At 59.7% G+C, this 18,516-nt stretch carries 13 protein-coding genes and 2 tRNA genes; 4 read left to right on the top strand and 11 right to left on the bottom strand.

Features of this window, described 5'->3' with window-relative positions:
• Positions 1 to 236: 236 nt before the first annotated feature.
• Complete coding sequence (gene rlmB / locus AOA61_RS15165) at positions 237 to 998, bottom strand: 23S rRNA (guanosine(2251)-2'-O)-methyltransferase RlmB (RefSeq protein ID WP_099602061.1); 762 nt, start codon at positions 996 to 998, stop codon at positions 237 to 239.
• Positions 995 to 3,628 (bottom strand): ribonuclease R, encoded by a 2,634-nt coding sequence (gene rnr, locus AOA61_RS15160; RefSeq protein ID WP_099602060.1) that lies wholly within the window; start codon positions 3,626 to 3,628, stop codon positions 995 to 997. The genes rlmB and rnr overlap by 4 nt, the downstream gene beginning before the upstream one ends.
• A gap of 224 nt (positions 3,629 to 3,852) precedes the next feature.
• On the opposite strand from rnr, the gene AOA61_RS15155 reads away from it, so the two are divergent.
• The 4 genes from AOA61_RS15155 (at position 3,853) to AOA61_RS15140 (ending at position 6,912) form a co-directional block, all read left to right on the top strand.
• A tRNA-Leu gene (locus AOA61_RS15155) sits at positions 3,853 to 3,939 on the top strand.
• 153 nt (positions 3,940 to 4,092) lie between these two features.
• Positions 4,093 to 4,179, top strand: a tRNA-Leu gene (locus AOA61_RS15150).
• 142 nt (positions 4,180 to 4,321) lie between these two features.
• Positions 4,322 to 5,347: an extracellular solute-binding protein gene (locus AOA61_RS15145; protein ID WP_099602059.1), complete on the top strand. Its 1,026-nt coding sequence runs from the start codon at positions 4,322 to 4,324 to the stop codon at positions 5,345 to 5,347.
• Entirely contained in the window at positions 5,347 to 6,912 is a 1,566-nt protein-coding gene (locus AOA61_RS15140; RefSeq protein ID WP_099602058.1) for an iron ABC transporter permease, read from the top strand. The genes AOA61_RS15145 and AOA61_RS15140 overlap by 1 nt, the downstream gene beginning before the upstream one ends.
• A 19-nt stretch (positions 6,913 to 6,931) precedes the next feature.
• Here AOA61_RS15140 and AOA61_RS15135 read toward each other — a convergent pair whose 3' ends face one another.
• From AOA61_RS15135 to mutL, 9 genes are all read right to left on the bottom strand, one after another.
• Entirely contained in the window at positions 6,932 to 8,866 is a 1,935-nt protein-coding gene (locus tag AOA61_RS15135) for a methyl-accepting chemotaxis protein (RefSeq protein ID WP_095186067.1), read from the bottom strand.
• A gap of 139 nt (positions 8,867 to 9,005) precedes the next feature.
• Entirely contained in the window at positions 9,006 to 10,295 is a 1,290-nt protein-coding gene (locus AOA61_RS15130; RefSeq protein ID WP_032890489.1) for an adenylosuccinate synthase, read from the bottom strand.
• A 54-nt stretch (positions 10,296 to 10,349) separates the two neighbouring features.
• Positions 10,350 to 11,537: an ATP phosphoribosyltransferase regulatory subunit gene (locus AOA61_RS15125; RefSeq protein ID WP_032890487.1), complete on the bottom strand. Its 1,188-nt coding sequence runs from the start codon at positions 11,535 to 11,537 to the stop codon at positions 10,350 to 10,352.
• Between the two features lie 293 nt (positions 11,538 to 11,830).
• The gene (gene hflC, locus AOA61_RS15120; RefSeq protein WP_010213607.1) at positions 11,831 to 12,697 is read right to left on the bottom strand and encodes a protease modulator HflC; all 867 of its coding nucleotides are present in this window, start codon (positions 12,695 to 12,697) and stop codon (positions 11,831 to 11,833) included.
• Positions 12,697 to 13,872 carry an FtsH protease activity modulator HflK gene (gene hflK, locus AOA61_RS15115; protein ID WP_032890485.1) on the bottom strand — a complete coding sequence of 392 codons (1,176 nt, stop codon included), beginning with the start codon at positions 13,870 to 13,872 and terminating at the stop codon, positions 12,697 to 12,699. The genes hflC and hflK overlap by 1 nt, the downstream gene beginning before the upstream one ends.
• Before the next feature lie 96 nt (positions 13,873 to 13,968).
• Positions 13,969 to 15,270: a ribosome rescue GTPase HflX gene (hflX, locus tag AOA61_RS15110; protein ID WP_032890483.1), complete on the bottom strand. Its 1,302-nt coding sequence runs from the start codon at positions 15,268 to 15,270 to the stop codon at positions 13,969 to 13,971.
• A 12-nt stretch (positions 15,271 to 15,282) separates the two neighbouring features.
• On the bottom strand, positions 15,283 to 15,543 hold the full coding sequence (gene hfq, locus AOA61_RS15105) for an RNA chaperone Hfq (protein WP_003188059.1): 261 nt from the start codon (positions 15,541 to 15,543) through the stop codon (positions 15,283 to 15,285).
• Between the two features lie 94 nt (positions 15,544 to 15,637).
• On the bottom strand, positions 15,638 to 16,609 hold the full coding sequence (miaA, locus tag AOA61_RS15100) for a tRNA (adenosine(37)-N6)-dimethylallyltransferase MiaA (protein ID WP_099602057.1): 972 nt from the start codon (positions 16,607 to 16,609) through the stop codon (positions 15,638 to 15,640).
• Positions 16,609 to 18,507 carry a DNA mismatch repair endonuclease MutL gene (gene mutL, locus AOA61_RS15095; protein WP_164440504.1) on the bottom strand — a complete coding sequence of 633 codons (1,899 nt, stop codon included), beginning with the start codon at positions 18,505 to 18,507 and terminating at the stop codon, positions 16,609 to 16,611. Before mutL ends, miaA begins: the two co-directional genes overlap by 1 nt.
• Between the last annotated feature and the right edge of the window lie 9 nt (positions 18,508 to 18,516).

The raw sequence follows: 18,516 nt of genomic DNA, 5'->3' as shown, positions 1-18,516 counted from the left end.
CGCAGGGAGGCACATGCGTGCCTGCCGAGTGGGCAAGGGGCGCAATTGTAGAGAAGGGGAAGAACGGGCGCAAGGTGATTGGTGATTATTTGAACAATCTCCCACACCTCACAAAAACAAATGTGGGAGGGCGCTTGCTCCCGATTGCAGCGGGCCAGTCACAACAGCTGTAACTGAACCACTGCTATCGAGGGACAAGCCCCCTCCCACATTTTGACGCTATATCAGGATCAGAATTACTTCTTCACCTTGGCCTTGATCTGGGCACCACGCTGACGCTGAGCTTCAAACAGGCACACGCCGGTCGCAACCGACACGTTGAGACTGCTGACGCTGCCTGCCATCGGCAAATGCACCAGATAATCACAATGCTCACGGGTCAAACGACGCATACCCTTACCTTCAGCCCCCATGATCAGAATGGTCGGCCCAGTGAGGTCCTGGTCATAAATACTGACCTCGGCCTCCCCCGCCGTACCCACGACCCACAGGCCGCGCTGCTGGAGTTTCTCCAGAGTGCGCGCCAGGTTGGTCACGGCCACCAGCGGAATCACTTCCGCCGCGCCGCAGGCGACCTTGCGCACAACCGGCGTCAGGGTAGCCGACTTGTCTTTAGGCACAATTACTGCCAACGCGCCGGCAGCATCCGCCGAACGCAGGCAGGCACCAAGGTTGTGCGGGTCGGTCACGCCGTCCAGCACCAGCAACAACGGCGCGTCTTCGGTGCGGTCGAGCAGTTCGTCGAGCATGGCTTCGCCCCAGACCTGGCTAGGACTCACGTCCGCGACCACACCCTGGTGAACGCCTTCGACCCACACGTCCATTTCACGACGCTCGGCCTGGCCGATGGCAACCTTGTTTTGGGTGGCCAACTCAACCAGCGCCTGCACGCGAGGCTCGCTGCGACCTTCCGCCAACCACACTTGTTTGACGCGTTTTGGGTGATGACGCAGCAGTGCTTCTACGGCATGGACGCCGTAGATTTTTTCCAGACTCATGACTTGGCCTTAGGTTTGCGCGACCCGCCGCTTTTCGCGGGGGCCGAACCCGCTTTTGGCGGGCCTTTACGATGTTTACTGGGTTTGCTCGACGGCTTTTCCGCCCCTTGGGACTTTCCCCCAGACGCCGCCTTACCACCGCTTTTGGCTTCGTTGAGCAACTGCTGCTTCAGCTCGCGACTCTTGCGCAGCTCGGCGTTTTTCGCCGCTGCGTCACTTGGACGGTAAGCTTCGGGGGCCTTGTCCTTGACGGAGGACCGGCGACCAGCCTTGGCTGGCGCAGGCTCGGCGGCCGCTGCTTTCGCAGGAGCTCCTTTGCCTTTGGCGGTCGGCGCTGCGGTTTCGACGCCGCGCTTTTTACGACCCGCCGGTTCGGCTGGCTTGTCTGGCATACCGAAGTCGATCTTGCGCTCGTCAAGGTCGACGCGCATGACCTGCACTTCCACCGTGTCACCCAGACGGAAGCTGCGACCGGTGCGCTCGCCCGCCAGGCGGTGATGCACGGGATCGAAGTGGTAGTAATCACCCGGCAAGGCCGTGACGTGCACCAATCCTTCGACGTAGATGTCGGTCAGCTCGACGAACAGGCCAAAGCCTGTCACGGCGGTGATTACACCCGGGAAGGTTTCGCCCACGCGGTCTTTCATGAACTCGCACTTGAGCCAGTTCACTACGTCGCGCGTGGCTTCGTCAGCACGGCGTTCGCTCATGGAGCACTGCTCGCCCAGCTGTTCCAGGGCCGCCTCGTCGTACGGATAGATCCGTGCTTTCGGTATGGTCATGGCGCCAGCGCGCTTAACGTGCGGGGTGTTCTGCTTGGAATGGATCACGCTGCGGATCGCGCGGTGCGTGAGCAGGTCAGGATAACGGCGAATTGGCGAGGTGAAGTGGGTGTACGCCTCGTAGTTCAAGCCGAAGTGGCCCTGATTGTCGGCGCTGTACACCGCCTGGCTCAACGAACGCAGCATCACGGTCTGAATCACATGGTAATCCGGACGGTCCTTGATGCTGGCCAGCAATGCCTGGTAGTCCTTCGGCGTCGGACCGTCCTTGCCTTTGTGCAGGGACAGGCCGAGCTCTCCGAGGAACGCGCGCAGTTTTTCCAGACGCTCCGGCGGAGGACCATCGTGCACGCGGTACAACGCAGGAATCTCATGCTTCTTCAGGAATTCAGCGGTGGCCACGTTGGCCGCCAGCATGCACTCCTCGATCAGCTTGTGCGCATCGTTACGGGTCGTCGGGGTGATTGCGGCGATCTTGCGCTCGGAACCGAAGACAATACGGGTTTCCTGGGTTTCAAAATCGATCGCGCCACGCACATGACGAGCACCCAACAGCACCTTGTACAGCGAGTAAAGCTGCTTGAGGTGCGGCACGACATGCCCGTACTCACCACGCAAAGCCTTGGCTTCGCTTGTTTTCGGCTGTTCCAGAATGGTACTGACCTTGTTGTAGGTCAGGCGCGCCTGGGAGTGGATCACCGCTTCGTAGAACTGGTAGTCGGTCATTTCGCCGGTTTTCGAGATAGTCATCTCGCACACCATGGCCAAACGGTCGACTTTCGGGTTCAGGGAGCACAGCCCGTTGGACAATTGCTCAGGCAGCATCGGGATCACGCGCTCCGGGAAGTACACGGAGTTGCCGCGCACCTGGGCTTCGTTATCCAGTGCAGAACCGATCTTCACATAGCTGGACACGTCGGCAATCGCGACGAACAACTTCCAGCCGCCAGAGAACAGACGCAACTTGCCGGGCTTGGCTTCGCAGTAGACCGCATCGTCGAAGTCGCGAGCATCTTCGCCGTCGATAGTGACAAACGGCAGATGGCGCAGATCGATGCGTTTTTCTTTGTCTTTTTCTTCAACTTCAGGCTTGAGCTTGGCGGCTTCTTTCAGCACAGCTTCAGGCCAGACGTGAGGAATATCGTAGGTGCGCAGCGCGACGTCGATTTCCATCCCCGGCGCCATGTAGTTGCCGACAACTTCAACGATGTCGCCCTGAGGCTGAAAGCGCGCAGTAGGCCAGTGGGTGATTTTCACCTCAACGAACTGACCGACCTTCGCAGCGCCATTGCGGCCCGGGGTAATCAGCACTTCCTGCTGGACCTTTGGGTTATCCGGCACAACAAAGCCAATACCGCCTTCTTCGAAGTAACGACCAACGATGGACTCGTGGGCACGGGACACCACTTCGACGATCACGCCTTCACGGCGACCGCGACGGTCCAGGCCGGAAACGCGCGCCAAGGCACGGTCACCATCGAACACCAAGCGCATTTGCGCCGGGCTCATGAACAGGTCGTCACTACCGTCATCCGGGATCAAGAAGCCGAAGCCATCACGGTGACCGGCAATGCGGCCAAGGATCAAGTCGAGCTTATCCACAGGCGCGTAAGTGCCACGGCGGGTGTAGATCAGTTGAGCGTCGCGCTCCATGGCACGCAATCGGCGGCGCAGGGCTTCAAGCTGGTCTTCGGTGGTCAGACCGAATTCTTCAACCAACTGCTCGCGGCTAGCAGGCGAACCCCGATCGGCGAGATGCGCCAGGATCAGTTCGCGGCTAGGAATAGGGTTTTCATATTTTTCCGCTTCACGAGCGGCCTCGGGATCGAGGGACTGCCAATCGGCCATTAGAGAGTTTTCACCTTGTCTATATGTGGGTTAGTTTGGCATACGCGTATTGAAACGGGAAATTTCAGGCATCAACAAGCGTTTTAAAGCCCTTAATGGCCCTCGCTGCGCACCTTGCACGACCATTGGCGAAATATTCCAGGCTTTTTTCATAGCAGGGGTTTACAGCTTGTAAGCCTCTCCGTATAGTGCGCGCCATCGACGACGGCAACGTTGTTGATGATGCCCAGGTGGTGAAATTGGTAGACACGCCAGCTTCAGGTGCTGGTGATCGCAAGGTCGTGGAAGTTCGAGTCTTCTCCTGGGCACCAAATTCAGATCAAACCCGCGAAAGCGGGTTTTTTCGTTTCAGGCTTCTGATTTTTAACGTAAATCCCGATTTATTTTATTGAATCAGGGGTTTACAGATCAAAAAGCCCGCCGTATAGTTCGCCCCATCAACAGCGGCAACGTTGCTTGATAAAGCCCAGGTGGTGAAATTGGTAGACACGCCAGCTTCAGGTGCTGGTGATCGCAAGGTCGTGGAAGTTCGAGTCTTCTCCTGGGCACCAAATTCAGATCAAACCCGCGAAAGCGGGTTTTTTCGTTTCTGGGGCTGAAACTTTGCAGGTGATTCCCTCCTGGGTCGCACTTGAGAAGTTTTATCGTTTATCCTTGTAAGAATTTGTTGCTTACAAGTGAGGAACACCCCGGATGATGATCCGCGATACCCGCCCCAAGACATCCCTTCTGCGTGGCCTTACCATCACTCTGCTCGGCCTGGCCCTGCTCTCGCCCGCGGCCTACTCTACCGACAAAGTTTCCCTGACCCTATACAACGGCCAGCACAAAGAAGTCGGCGACGAACTCGCCAAGGCTTTCGAAGCCAAGACCGGCATTCACGTCAACGTACGCAAAGGCAGTAGCAACCAACTGGCCAGCCAGGTGGTGGAAGAAGGCGACCGCTCTCCCGCCGACGTCATCTACACCGAAGAATCCCCTCCCCTGAACAAACTCGGCGAGCAAGGCCTGCTGGCCAAGATCGACGGGAGCACCCTCGACGTGCTGCCCAAAGATTACGTCGGCAGCAACGGCGACTGGATGGGCGTGACTGCGCGCACCCGCGTCGTGGCCTTCAACCCGAAACTGATTGCCGAAAAAGACCTGCCCAAATCCGTGCTGGATTTCGCCGGCCCCGAATGGCAGGGCAAGGTCGGTTTCGTGCCCACCAGCGGCGCGTTCCAAGAACAGGCCGTGGCGATCATCAAATTGCACGGTCGAGAGGCAGCTGAAGAATGGCTGACCGGCCTGCGCGCCTTTGGCAAGGTTTACAGCAACAACATGGTCGCCCTTAAAGCCGTGGAGAACGGCGAAGTGGCCACCGTACTGGTGAACAACTATTACTGGTTTGCCCTTAAGAAAGAAAAAACCAACCTGGACTCCAAGCTGCATTACTTCACCGACGGCGATGCCGGCGGCCTGATTACCGTGTCGTCCGCTGCCGCATTGAAATCCAGCAAGCACCCCAAGGAAGCCCAACAACTGCTGGCGTTCATGGCCAGTGAAGAAGGCCAGCGGGTCATCACCAACACCTCCGCGGAATACCCGCTGCGTAAAGACATGGAATCCAACCGAGGCCTTAAGCCTTTCAGCGAGCTGCAACCGCCAAAAGTCACGCCTGCGGACCTTGGCAACGCCGAAGAAGCGCTGGAGCTGGAACGTGATGTTGGCTTGAACTGATGAACCCATCGCTACCCGCCACCGCCCTGCGCAGGGGATTGAGCCCTCGACGCAAACGCCCGTCAATCTGGCTGCTGCTTCCAGTGCTGTTTCTGGTTGGCCTGAGCCTGCTTCCATTGGCCTATGTCGGCCTTAAAGCCTGGCAAGCTGGATGGGCGGAGGCGGTGCATCTGCTGTGGCGGCCTTATGTGTTCGGGCTGCTGCGCAACACCTTGGCGTTGATGGTTGGGGTAACGGTAACCTGCGGCGTGATCGGCCTGTCCCTGGCTTGGCTGCTGGAGCGCAGCAACCTGCCAGGGCGACGTATATGGGGCGTGACCCTGTGCCTGCCGTTTGCGGTCCCTGCGTTTGTCAGCAGCTTTACCTGGGTGTCCCTGAGCGCCAACTTTGAAGGGCTGGGCGGGGCGATCCTGGTGATGAGCCTGTCCAAATACCCGCTAGTGTTTCTGCCAGTGGCAGCAACATTGCGTAACCTTGACCCCTCCCTTGAAGAATCTGCTCGCACGCTGGGGCTCAATCGCTGGGCAGTTTTTCTGCGCATTACGTTGCCGCTGCTGTGGCCATCGCTGCTGGCCGGGGCACTGCTGATCGCGCTGCATATGCTGGTGGAATTCGGTGCGCTTTCGATAATCGGCTTGCAAACCTTCACCACCGCGATCTACCAGCAGTTCGAGCTGGAATTCAGCAACGCCAACGCTGCGATGCTTTCAGCGGTACTGCTGGTGATGTGCCTTACCCTGCTGTGGCTGGAACTGCGCGTGCGCGGCAAGGGCCGACATGTACGTATCGGCCAAGGCGCGGCGCGGCATGCCGAGCAGGTTCGATTGGGCAAGTGGGCGCCACTCGGCCAGGTGTACTGCCTGGCATTGGCGGTCATCGGTAGTGGGATTCCGCTGGGCATGCTCGGCTACTGGCTGGCCGTGGGTTCGTCGGCGGCTTTTCCAGTGGCAGAAATTGGCGAAGCGCTTCTGTCCTCGCTGGCGCTGTCCCTGGGCGGTGCAGCGTTGTGCCTGGTACTGGCCGTGCCGGTCGGCCTGCTGGTGGTGCGCTATAAAGGCAAACTGGCGATCTGGGCTGAGCGTATGCCGTACCTGCTGCACGCGCTGCCCGGCCTGGTGATTGCGCTTACGCTGGTGTATTTCGCCTTGCATTACGTGCCTGCGCTGTACCAGACGTCTGCGTTGTTGCTGATCGCCTATGCGCTGTTGTTCTTGCCACTGGCTCAGGCGCCGATTCGCACCGCCTTGAATAAGGCCGCGCCGCAGCTGGAGGAAGCAGCGCGCACACTGGGTGCTTCGTCGTTCAGTGCGTTTTGCCGAGTGACTTTGCCGATTATCTTCCCGGCGCTGGGGGCAGCGTTTGCGCTGGTATTCCTGGATGCGATGAAGGAATTGACGGCGACGCTGCTGCTCAGCCCGACTGGGCTGAACACACTGGCCACGGCGGTATGGTCGCATACGTCGAATGTAGAATTCGCGGCGGCAGCCCCTTATGCGGCGTTGTTGATACTGGTGTCGGGGCTGCCGGTGTATCTGCTCACGACGCGGATGTATCTGAGTCGCTGAAACCGCTATTGAGGCAATGCTAAGCGCGAAACTGCCCCAAGCTCGCCTTCAACTGCGCCGCCAAGCCATCCAGGACTTTGCCACTGGCGGTCGTTTCCACCACCGCCTGCGCGGCACGCTCAGCCTGGGCATGGATCACCTCCACCCGACCACGCACCGCATGGGCGCCCTGGGCCTGATGCTCAGCCGCACGGGTAGCCAAGCCGATCGCGGCATGCACCTGTTCTACCGAAGCCTGCACCGTCTGCTGCAAGCGCTCGCTCTCACGCAGCACCAGTAAACCTTCGCTGGCCTGGCGCCCGGCCTTGCCAATGGTTTCCACAGCCTCACGCGCGCCCTGTTGCAACGCCACGATATGCGCCTGGATATCACCGGTGGAGCTCTGGGTTTTACTGGCCAGCGCACGCACTTCGTCCGCCACCACCGCAAAACCGCGCCCGGTCTCACCAGCGCGTGCCGCCTCAATGGCCGCGTTGAGCGCCAGCAAGTTGGTTTGCTCGGCGATACCATGGATTACCGTCAACACCACTTCGATCTGCTCACTTTGCTGAGCCAGCCGTTCGATCACCTGGGAGCCGGCCTGTACCTGCCCCGCCAACGCCTCGATCAAGCTGCCGACTTCAGCCGAAGTGCGTGAGTTTTCATCCGTGGCCTGGCGAATATCGACGACCTGTTGCAATGCCGCCTGCATGGCGTGGCTTTCGGCCTGGGCTTCGTCGGCCATTTGCGACAACGCGCGCAAGCTCTCGGCCACTTCGTCGCGCTGCAAGCCAGCCGCCGCATCAGCACCGGCATTACGCAAGGTCATGGCACCAATCTCCACACCGGTACGCTGGGCCACATCGCCCGCCTCGCGCACGATGGGCTGCAACTTATCCACAAAGCGATTGACCGCTGAGGCCATGTCGCCGATTTCGTCCTTGCTGCTGATCTGCACGCGTTTGGTGAGATCCCCCTCGCCCGCCGCCAGATCATCCATAGCGGCAATCAACAACTTCAGGCGATTGACCACGCGGCGACCGAGCACGACAGCGATCAACACCAATACGCCGAAACCCACCACCGCCAACCCCATGCCGATGCGCCAGCGTAGCGTGCCCGCCGCCTCCTGCACGGCCTCGGTGGTGTTGGCAGTCATCTGGGTCGCAGTGGCCTGTGCAGACTGCAGGCGAGCGCCCATGGCCGCCGCACTGTCGGCTGCGGCGCCTTTGAGACTATCGCCGACCAACTGATCACCACTGGCAATCAGGGCGGCAAAGCGCTTGTCCAGTGCTTGCAGGTCGGCCTCTACCGAAGCAGTCGACACGCCCATGAGCACTTTGCCGATTTCTACGCCATTGGGGCTGATGGAGGCCTCAACGTAGAACACCGAAGGGTCGTTTTTCGCGGCATTTAGCACTTTGTCCAAGGCGCGGTCGCCTTGGCCTTTTTCCAGCAGCGCCTTGTTGATCGGATTTTCGCGATTAAGGTAACGGGTTAGATGCTCACCCGCTGCGTCGTCGTAGACCACAAACAGCACGTTGGGATTGCGCTGGGCGCGTCGGGCAAACTCGGACAATGTAGGTACGTCGCTGTCCCACATGGCGCGGGGCGCCACCGAAGCCAGCAGCTGCGCCATGTCGTTGGCGGAATCCTTCAAGTCTTTTTCCAGGGTCGCACGCAGCTGCTTCTGCTCTTCCTGCAGGCGTGTGGAAAGCCCTGCCGTCAGACGTTGCCGAGTGCTGGCAGACAAGCTATCGAGGCTTGACGTGACCTCCTTACCGGCTTGGGCCAACTCACCAGACAGCTTCTGGCTATCGATACCCAGACGATTACCCAAATCAGCTTCCAGTGCAGTGACGGTGCTCCGGGTTAGAGCGACCGCCACCAGCACTTGCACCAAAAGGGCGATACCCAAGGTAACGAAGACCGGTCGCAACAGACGACTTTGTAACAACGACAGAACGGCAGACATCAAGAATCCCTCCACCACGGGTGCCATTAATTTGATAGCACCGCGAAAAAGAGAAACACAGCAAGGGTCGTGCCGCTTGGCAAACAGAAACGACAAAGGGCTCCCGAAGGAGCCCTTTGCTTTTTACATCAACAGCTTATTAAGCGAACGGATGACGCAGAACGATAGTTTCGTTGCGGTCCGGGCCCGTCGAAATAATGTCAATCGGCGCACCGATCAGCGCTTCGACACGCTTGATGTAAGCGCGGGCGTTGGCCGGCAGCTCTTCCAGGGTCTTAGCACCCACGGTCGATTCGGTCCAGCCCGGCACTTCTTCGTACACAGGCTGCAAGCCTACGTAGCTGTCAGCATCAGTCGGAGCAACATCATTGCCTTCCGCATCTTTGTAGCCGACGCAGATGTTGATGGTTTCCAGACCGTCGAGTACATCCAGCTTGGTAAAGCAGATGCCCGAGATGCTGTTCACATCGATAGCGCGACGCAGGATAACGGCGTCGAACCAGCCGCAACGACGGGCACGACCGGTGGTAGCACCGAACTCGTGACCTTGTTTGGCCAGGTGCGCACCGACTTCGTCAAAAAGCTCAGTCGGGAATGGGCCCGAACCTACGCGCGTGGTGTAAGCCTTGGTGATGCCCAGGATGTAGTCCAGGAACATCGGGCCAACGCCAGACCCGGTCGCAACGCCGCCAGCGGTGGTGTTGGAGCTGGTCACGTACGGGTAAGTGCCGTGGTCGATGTCCAGCAACGAACCTTGGGCGCCTTCGAACATGATGTCTTTGCCAGCGCGACGCAGGTCGTGCAGCTCGGCCGTCACGTCCAGCATCAGCGGCTTGAGCAGCTCAGCGTATTCCTTGCACTCGGCCAGGGTCTTGTCGAACTCAATGGCTGGCTCTTTGTAGTAACCGACCAGCATGAAGTTGTGGTAGTCCACCAGCTCACGCAGCTTGTCTTCAAAACGCGGCATGTTGAGCAGATCGCCCACACGCAGGCCACGACGTGCAACTTTGTCTTCGTAGGCTGGGCCGATGCCGCGACCGGTCGTACCGATCTTCAGCTCGCCACGGGCCTTTTCACGGGCCTGGTCCAGCGCAACGTGGAAGGACAGGATCAGCGGGCAGGATGGGCTGATACGCAGGCGCTCGCGCACCGGTACGCCCTTCTCTTCCAGCTTGATGATCTCGCGCAGCAGGGCGTCAGGTGCAACCACCACGCCGTTGCCGATCAGGCACTGCACACCTTCGCGCAAGACGCCCGACGGGATCAGGTGCAAGACGGTTTTTTCGCCATCGATGACCAGGGTATGGCCAGCGTTGTGGCCACCTTGGTAGCGCACTACGGCGGCAGCATGTTCGGTCAGCAGATCAACGATCTTGCCTTTGCCCTCATCACCCCATTGGGTGCCCAGGACTACGACATTCTTACCCATAACACTTGTCCTCATTCGCGCAAACTTGGTGCCGGCGATGGCCGGCAGGAAAACTCAAGAAGCCAGTGGCGATACTTGCCAAAGCCCGTTCTGCAGAATCAATTGCCGGTCGCAGTCCGCTTCACGGGCGGCGGCCAATGGCTGGCCAGGCAAGGCCTGGACAACACGCTGACCCTCACTGCGCAACTGGCAAACCTGCTGCCAGAGTGCTGCGTCCGTACTGTCGGGCATCCAAATGCCACCAGACGGCAGCTCGACCTCAGCACGCCCCAGGGTCACCAGGGTTTTCAAATCGGTGGAGAAGCCAGTCGCCGGACGCGCACGACCGAAGTCGGCGCCGATATCGTCGTAACGACCGCCTTGGGCGATGGCCTGGCCAACGCCCGGAACAAACACCGCAAACACCACACCGGTGTGGTAGTGGTAACCGCGCAGCTCGCCCAAATCAAAGTACAGCGGCAAATCAGGGAAACGTGCCGACAGCTGCTCGGCAATCGCCAGCACATCATCCAGCGCCGCCAGTACCGGCGCAGGCGCATTGGCCAGGCGTTCACGCGCAGCTGCCAGCACTTCACGGCCGCCGCACAGATTCACCAGCGCGCGCAGCATGCCAGCCAGGTCGGCAGGCACACCTTCGGTCAGTGCGATTACTTCATCGATAGCCTTACGCTGCAGGGCATCGAACAGCTGTTGCTCTACCTCACCGGACAAACCGGCCGCACGGGCCAGGCCACGGTAGATACCGACGTGACCCAGGTCCATGTGGACATCAGGCACGTCAGCCAGTTGCAGCATGGCCAGCATCAAGCTGATCACTTCAACGTCGCTGCTCGGGCTGGCATCACCGTACAACTCGGCGCCCAGCTGGATAGGGCTACGGGAAGACGACAAGGCACGCGGCTGAGCATGCAGCACGCTACCGGCGTAGCAAAGACGGCTAGGGCCTTCGCGGCGCAGGGTGTGCGCATCGATGCGCGCCACCTGCGGCGTGATGTCTGCCCGAAAGCCCATTTGCCGGCCCGATTGCGGATCAATGACCTTGAAGGTGCGCAGATCCAGGTCCTGGCCCGCGCCGGTCAGCAGGGATTCCAGGTACTCGATATGAGGAGTTACGACAAACTCGTAACCCCAGCTCTGGAACAGATCCAACACCTGGCGACGCGCTACTTCAATGCGCGCAGCTTCTGGTGGCAGTACTTCTTCGATGCCATCTGGCAGCAGCCAGCGGTCTACCGTTGCCATTACGCCATTCCCCTTTGATCCGGGCGGCCAGCCCTCGGCCGAGCCTTGAGTGAAGCAGAAAATACCCGCCCCCTGCATAAACCACGCGCAAGAGCGACGTGACGAACGGCCTGTAAACGGCCTCGTCGGGCACTTTCCTCGAAAAACCTGTCACGCCTGCCGAATCAAACATGCAGACGCAAAAAAGCCGGGAATTTCCCGGCTGCCGCATCATACACCCGTTTTCTGAAAGGATCACCCCGCCAGGCATTTTAGCCGCCCGACGGAGTGCACCCTACAAAATCACAGGCTGATTACTTGGACTTTTCCAGGTAGCGGAAAAAGTCGCTGCTTGGGTCCAGCACCATGACGTCGGTTTTGTTTGCGAAGCTTTCACGATAGGCGCGCAGGCTACGGTAGAACGCGTAGAACTCCTGGTCCTGGCCGTACGCCTTGGCGTAGATCGCCGCAGCTTGAGCATCACCATCACCACGGGCCTCTTCAGACTCGCGATAGGCTTCTGCCAGCAGTACGCGACGCTGACGGTCGGCATCCGCGCGGATACCTTCAGCCAGCTCGTTACCCTTGGCGCGGTGCTCACGAGCCTCCCGCTCACGCTCGGTGCTCATTCGCTCGAACACGCTGCGATTCACTTCTTTAGGCAGGTCGATAGCCTTGACCCGAACATCGACCACTTCGATGCCCAGCTCTTTTTCCGCCATCGTGTTGAGCGAACGCGTGATGTCAGCCATCAGTGCGTCACGCTCACCGGATACCACCTCGTGCAGAGTGCGCTTACCAAACTGGTCACGCAGGCCCGATTCCAGACGGCGCGACAAACGCTCGTCGGCAATCTGCTTGAGGCCGGAGGTCGCAGTGTAGAAGCGCTCGGCATCCTTGACGCGCCACTTGGCGTAGGCGTCAACCATCACGGCTTTCTTTTCCAGGGTCAGGAAGCGTTGTGTTGGTGCATCCAGGGTCATCAGGCGGGCGTCGAACTTGCGCACTTGGTTGACGTAGGGCACTTTCACATGCAAGCCCGGCTGGACATCCGCCTGAACCACGCGACCGAATTGCAGCAGCACCGCACGCTCGGTCTGAGCCACGATGTAGAAGCAGTTCCAGGCAGCGATGACCACGACGACGCCCACAATCAGGGCTGTCAGCGATTTATTGCTCATCAACGACTCTCCCTGGTACGTGATTGCTGTTGCAGCAAGTCAGCGGCGGCACGGGCGCTCGCTTCGTTGGCAGCGGCATTGGAGCCGGAGGCCGGTGCGCTGGTGCTGCTACGACCACCTTCGATCATCTTGTCCAACGGCAGGTACAGCAGGTTGTTCTGCCCACCCTTGCTGCCGGTCACGAGGACCTTGCTGGTGTTGCTGAAGACTTCCTGCATGGTGTCCAGGTACAGACGCTCACGGGTGACTTCAGGAGCTTTGCGGTATTCGGCGACCAGTTTGGTAAAGCGATCCGCCTCACCCTTGGCGCGGGAAACCACTTCGTCACGGTAACCGTTGGCATCCTCAAGGATACGCTGGGCCTGACCACGAGCTTCCGGCACAACGCCGTTGGCATAGGTTTCAGCCTGGTTGCGCGAACGCTGCTCGTCTTCACGGGCGCGGATCACGTCATCGAAGGCTTCCTGCACTTCGCGCGGTGCAGCTGCGCTCTGTACGTTTACCTGAGTGACAGTGATGCCGGTGCGATAGGTATCGAGGAACCGTTGCAGGCGCTCCTTGATCTCGCTGGCCATCAATTCACGACCTTCGGTCAGCACCTGGTCCATCGCAGTAGAACCCACCACGTGGCGCAGGGCGCTTTCGGTTGCGTGCTGCAGGCTGATTTCCGGCTGATCAACGTTCAGCACGAAGTCCTGCAGGTTGCTGATCTTGTACTGCACGGTCAGCGGCACTTCGACGATGTTCTCGTCTTCGGTCAGCATCTGGCCCTGCTTGGTGTAGGCACGCTCACGCGTGACATTCTCCATGTACTTCTTGTCGATCGGCGGGAAGTAGATATTCAGACCCGGCCCGACCGTTTCGTAGTACTTGCCGAAGCGCAGCACCACGGCCTGCTCCTGCTCGTCCACGACGTAGACTGCGCTGTACAGCCATACGGACGCCAGCACGACAAGACCGAGGCCCAGCAGGCCATAGCCGCCGCCCTTGCTTGTGCGACCACCGTCGTCACCACCACGTTTTTTTCCACCACCGAACAACCCATTCAGGCTTTCCTGCAGCTTTCGGAAGGCCTCGTCGAGATCTGGTGGCCCCTTGCGGTCGCCATTATTGCGGCGCTTACCACCCCAAGGATCCTGATTATTCGAGTTGCCACCCGGCTCATTCCAAGCCATAGCGCTCTCCATCTGATAAAGCAAAGACGCGCCCACGGCGCGCCGACCAATGCTACAGAATGCCTGCTACTGCGGCACAACCGCTTTCGGAGGCTTTTATTGCAAAGTGTGTTGTTCGATGAACTCTGTCGGGACTACACCTTCACGGCTGACCAGCCGATTGAGCTCCGAGCGTGGCAACCGAACGGCCAGCAAGCTGACACCTTCTTCGTCGTGTTCTTCTTTCTGTACCGCGCCCAGCTCGAAAAACTGTGCACGCAGTCGAGCAAAACGCTGAGGCAAGCGCAAGGTGCCGACAAACAAATCGCTGCCGAGCAATTCGGCAATAGCCTGTTCAAGCAGCTCCAAACCACTGCCATCACGCGCCGACAGCCATACCCGTTGGGGCCTGCCATTCTCGTCGCGCTGGATTTGTGGCTCAACGCCTTCAAGCAAATCGAGTTTGTTATACACCTCAAGGATCGGCAAGTCCTGGGCACCAATCTCGCCAAGCACCACCATCACCTGCTCAATCTGCAACATGCGATCCGGTTCGGCCGCATCGATCACGTGCAACAGCAGGTCGGAATTGCTCGACTCTTCGAGCGTAGACCGAAATGCCTCGACCAGCTTGTGGGGCAAGTGACGAATGAAACCCACCGTGTCAGCCAGGACGATCGGGCCGAGGTCGTCAATGTCCAAACGGCGCAAGGTCGGATCGAGGGTGGCGAAGAGTTGGTCGGCTGCGTAAACGTCGGATTTGGTCACGTTGTTGAACAACGTGGACTTGCCTGCGTTGGTATAGCCCACCAGGGACACAGTAGGGATATCCGCTCGGGAACGCCCGCGTCGCGATTGCTCGCGCTGGCTGCGCACTTTTTCCAGGCGCCCCTTGATCTGACGCAGGCGAACCCGTAACAAGCGTCGGTCGGTTTCGAGCTGGGTTTCACCCGGGCCGCGCATGCCTATACCACCACCTTGACGCTCAAGGTGAGTCCAGCCGCGAACCAGCCGGGTGCTCATGTGGTCAAGCTGGGCCAGTTCTACCTGGAGCTTGCCCTCATGGGTACGGGCGCGCTGGGCGAAAATATCGAGGATCAGGCCGGTACGGTCGATCACGCGACACTCGAAAACACGTTCGAGGTTACGTTCCTGACTGGGCGTGAGGGTGTGATTGAAGATCACCAGATCGGCTTCTTCGGCGTGGACCAGGTCGCGCAATTCCTCGACCTTGCCGCTGCCAATCAGAAATTTGGCGGTTGGCCGATGACGCGGCACGTTAAAAAACGCAACGGTCTCGGCGCCGGCCGAATTTGCCAACTCCTGAAACTCCTGCGGATCTTCGCGCGCCTCAGGGTCCTGTCCATCCAAGTGAACGAGGATTACTCGCTCACCACCACCGTGGCGCTCAAAGAACAAAGGAGACTCCTATCAGGCGTTACCTGGCTCAGCGTCACCTTGTTCGTCACCAGCTGCGCTAGGCAGACGGATTGGACGAACTGGAACGACTGTCGAGATAGCGTGCTTGTAAACCATCTGGCTGACGGTGTTTTTCAGCAGGATCACGAACTGGTCGAACGACTCGATCGTGCCTTGAAGCTTGATACCGTTGACCAGATAGATGGAAACCCCAACTTTCTCTTTACGTAAAGTATTCAAGTAAGGGTCTTGTAGCGAATGCCCTTTTGACATGTGCCGCACTCCTTTAAGGATCAATAATAAAAAATCGGAAAATAGATAGCTCAAGGCCGTCACACCCCCAAGGATAGACGGCAATTGCAAGGACTCAGCTCAATATGGAGACCGTTCCCAAGTATTTCAAGGCGCGTGACAGATTGTCGCTGTCCAGGCTGTCCAACCAGTGCAAATCGCTCCAGCTGCGCAGCCAAGTGAACTGGCGTTTCGCCAATTGGCGCGTGGCAATGATTCCGCGCTCCTGCATTTCGGCTGACGTCAGCTTGCCATCCAGATGATCCCAGACTTGGCGATAGCCTACAGCACGTATCGAAGGCAACCCTGGATGCAGGTCACCTCTGGAACGCAGTGCTACGACCTCGTCGATAAACCCCTGTTCCAACATAATTGTGAATCTTTGTGCAATTCGTTCATGCAGCACCTGGCGATTTGCCGGAGCGATGGCCAGATTCGCCACAGTATAGGGCAATTGTGACTGTCCAGATGCGCCTGCGTCAGCACTTTGCGCACTTTGTTTGAGCCGCAGTTCAGTCATGGTCTGGCCGCTGACACGCCAGACTTCCAGGGCGCGACTGAGACGCTGGGGATCGTTAGGGTGAATGCGCGCGGCCGAGACTGGATCAACCGCAGCCAACTGATCGTGCAGAGCCTGCCAACCGAAGCGTGCAGCTTCTTCTTCGAGCTCCGCACGCACTTGAGCGTCGGCCGGCGGCATATCCGCCAGACCTTCCTGCAAGGCTTTGTAATAGAGCATCGTGCCGCCCACCAGCAGCGGAATATTGCCCCGCGCGGTGATCTCGGCCATGGCGACCAAGGCGCCGGTACGAAAGTCAGCGGCCGAATAGCTCTCGGCCGGGTCAATGATGTCGATCAGGCGGTGCGGATGCTGAGCCAATTGCGCTTTAGACGGCTTGGCCGTGCCGATGTCCATGTCCCGGTAAACCAGGGCAGAGTCGACACTAATAAGCTCGCAAGGCAACACCTTGGTCAGCTCAATGGCCAGGTCGGTCTTACCGGCGGCCGTAGGGCCCATCAGGAAGATCGCGGGGGGCAGGGCACTCATCAACGGCCGCGCAAGAACAGTTTGTCCAGATCGTCCAGGCCCATCTGGGTCCAGGTCGGCCGGCCATGGTTGCATTGTCCGCTGCGCTCGGTGTTTTCCATGTCGCGCAACAGGCCGTTCATTTCCGGCAAGGCCAGGCGCCGGTTAGCGCGGATGGCGCCGTGGCAGGCCATGGTGCCGAGCAATTCGTTGATGTGTGCCTGAATACGGTCACTGGTGCCGTACTCCATCAGGTCAGCCAGCACGTCGGCCACCAGCCGGTTGGCTTCGGCCTGCTTGAGCAGCGCGGGAATCTGGCGGATCGCCAGGGTTTCCGGGCCCAGGCGTTGCAGTTCAAAGCCCAGTTTCTGGAACACGCTGTGATGCTCTTCGGCGCAATCGGCTTCACGCTGACTGACGGAAAGAGACTCCGGTACCAGCAGCGGCTGACCGCTGAGGCCTTCGCTGGCCATGGCGATTTTCAGACGTTCGTACATGATCCGCTCGTGGGCGGCGTGCATGTCCACCAGCACCAGGCCATGAGCGTTTTCCGCGAGGATATAGATGCCTTTGAGCTGCGCCAGCGCATACCCCAGCGGAGGAATATCACCGCCACCCTCCGGCAAGGCGACTGCGCCCGGCTCGGCGCCTGGCAGAGGCGCGAAGAATTCGCGGTAGGCCGCCTGGGCCTCGGCCACTGGCACGGTCGATTGCGGGCGCGGGGTGTATTGGTATTGATAGCCCGCGCCAGCCCCAGAGCCCGGTGCGGTGTAAGCAGGCTGCGACTGCGGCGATTGCAGCAGGTTGGCCGCCAGGCTCATTTCGCCCTGGGGGCCGAACTCACCCGCTTCGGGACCGCTCGGACGCACCACAGCGGTCACTATCGGAGCCGACAGTTGATCGTCCGGGCGCACATCGCCCAGCGCGCGGTGCAAGGTGCCATAGAGGAAGTCATGCACCATGCGCCCATCACGGAAACGTACTTCGTGCTTGGTCGGGTGCACGTTGACGTCGACGACCGAGGGATCGACCTCAAAAAACAGCACAAATGTCGGATGACGCCCGTTGAACAGCACGTCGCGATACGCCTGACGCACCGCGTGGGCCACCAGTTTGTCGCGCACCGCACGGCCATTCACGAAAAAATACTGCAAGTCAGCCTGGCTGCGGGAGAAGGTCGGCAAGCCAACCCAGCCCCACAGACGCAGGCCATTGCGCTCGATCTCGATCGGCAGCGCCTGCTCCAGGAACCCGCCGCCGCAAATCGCAGACACTCGCCGAGCGCGCGCGGCGTCGTCATGAGCCTCGTGCAGGCTGAGGATGGTCTTCCCGTTGTGCCGCAGATGGAAGGCCACGTCGAAGCGGGCCAGGGCCAGGCGCTTGATGACTTCTTGCAGGTGATCGAATTCGGTTTTCTCGGCCTTGAGGAATTTGCGCCGCGCCGGGGTGTTGAAAAACAGGTCGCGCACTTCCACCGAGGTGCCCACCGGGTGTGCGGCCGGCTGGACCCGAGGTGCCATGTCGCGGCCTTCGGTTTCCACTTGCCAGGCCTGCTCGGCATCGCGGGTGCGCGATGTCAGGGTCAGGCGCGCCACGGAGCTGATCGAAGCCAAAGCCTCCCCGCGAAAGCCCAGGCTCATGACCCGCTCAAGGTCTTCCAGATCGCGGATTTTGCTGGTGGCGTGACGGGCCAGGGCCAGGGGCAGGTCATCGGAAGAGATGCCGCTGCCATCGTCACGTACCCGCAACAATTTGACACCGCCCTGCTCCACATCGACATCGATGCGCTTTGCACCAGAGTCGATGCTGTTTTCCAGCAGCTCCTTGATCACCGATGCAGGGCGCTCAACAACCTCACCCGCTGCAATCTGGTTAGCCAGGCGTGGGCTGAGCAACTCAATGCGCGACCCGCTGTTCAAGGTAGATTC

Origin of the sequence: Pseudomonas sp. 2995-1 (assembly GCF_002742505.1) — a bacterium.
GTDB classification, from domain to species: domain Bacteria; phylum Pseudomonadota; class Gammaproteobacteria; order Pseudomonadales; family Pseudomonadaceae; genus Aquipseudomonas; species Aquipseudomonas sivasensis.
The sequence above is the reverse complement of the archived record's forward strand: the minus strand, read 5'-3'. Positions and strand labels throughout refer to the sequence as shown.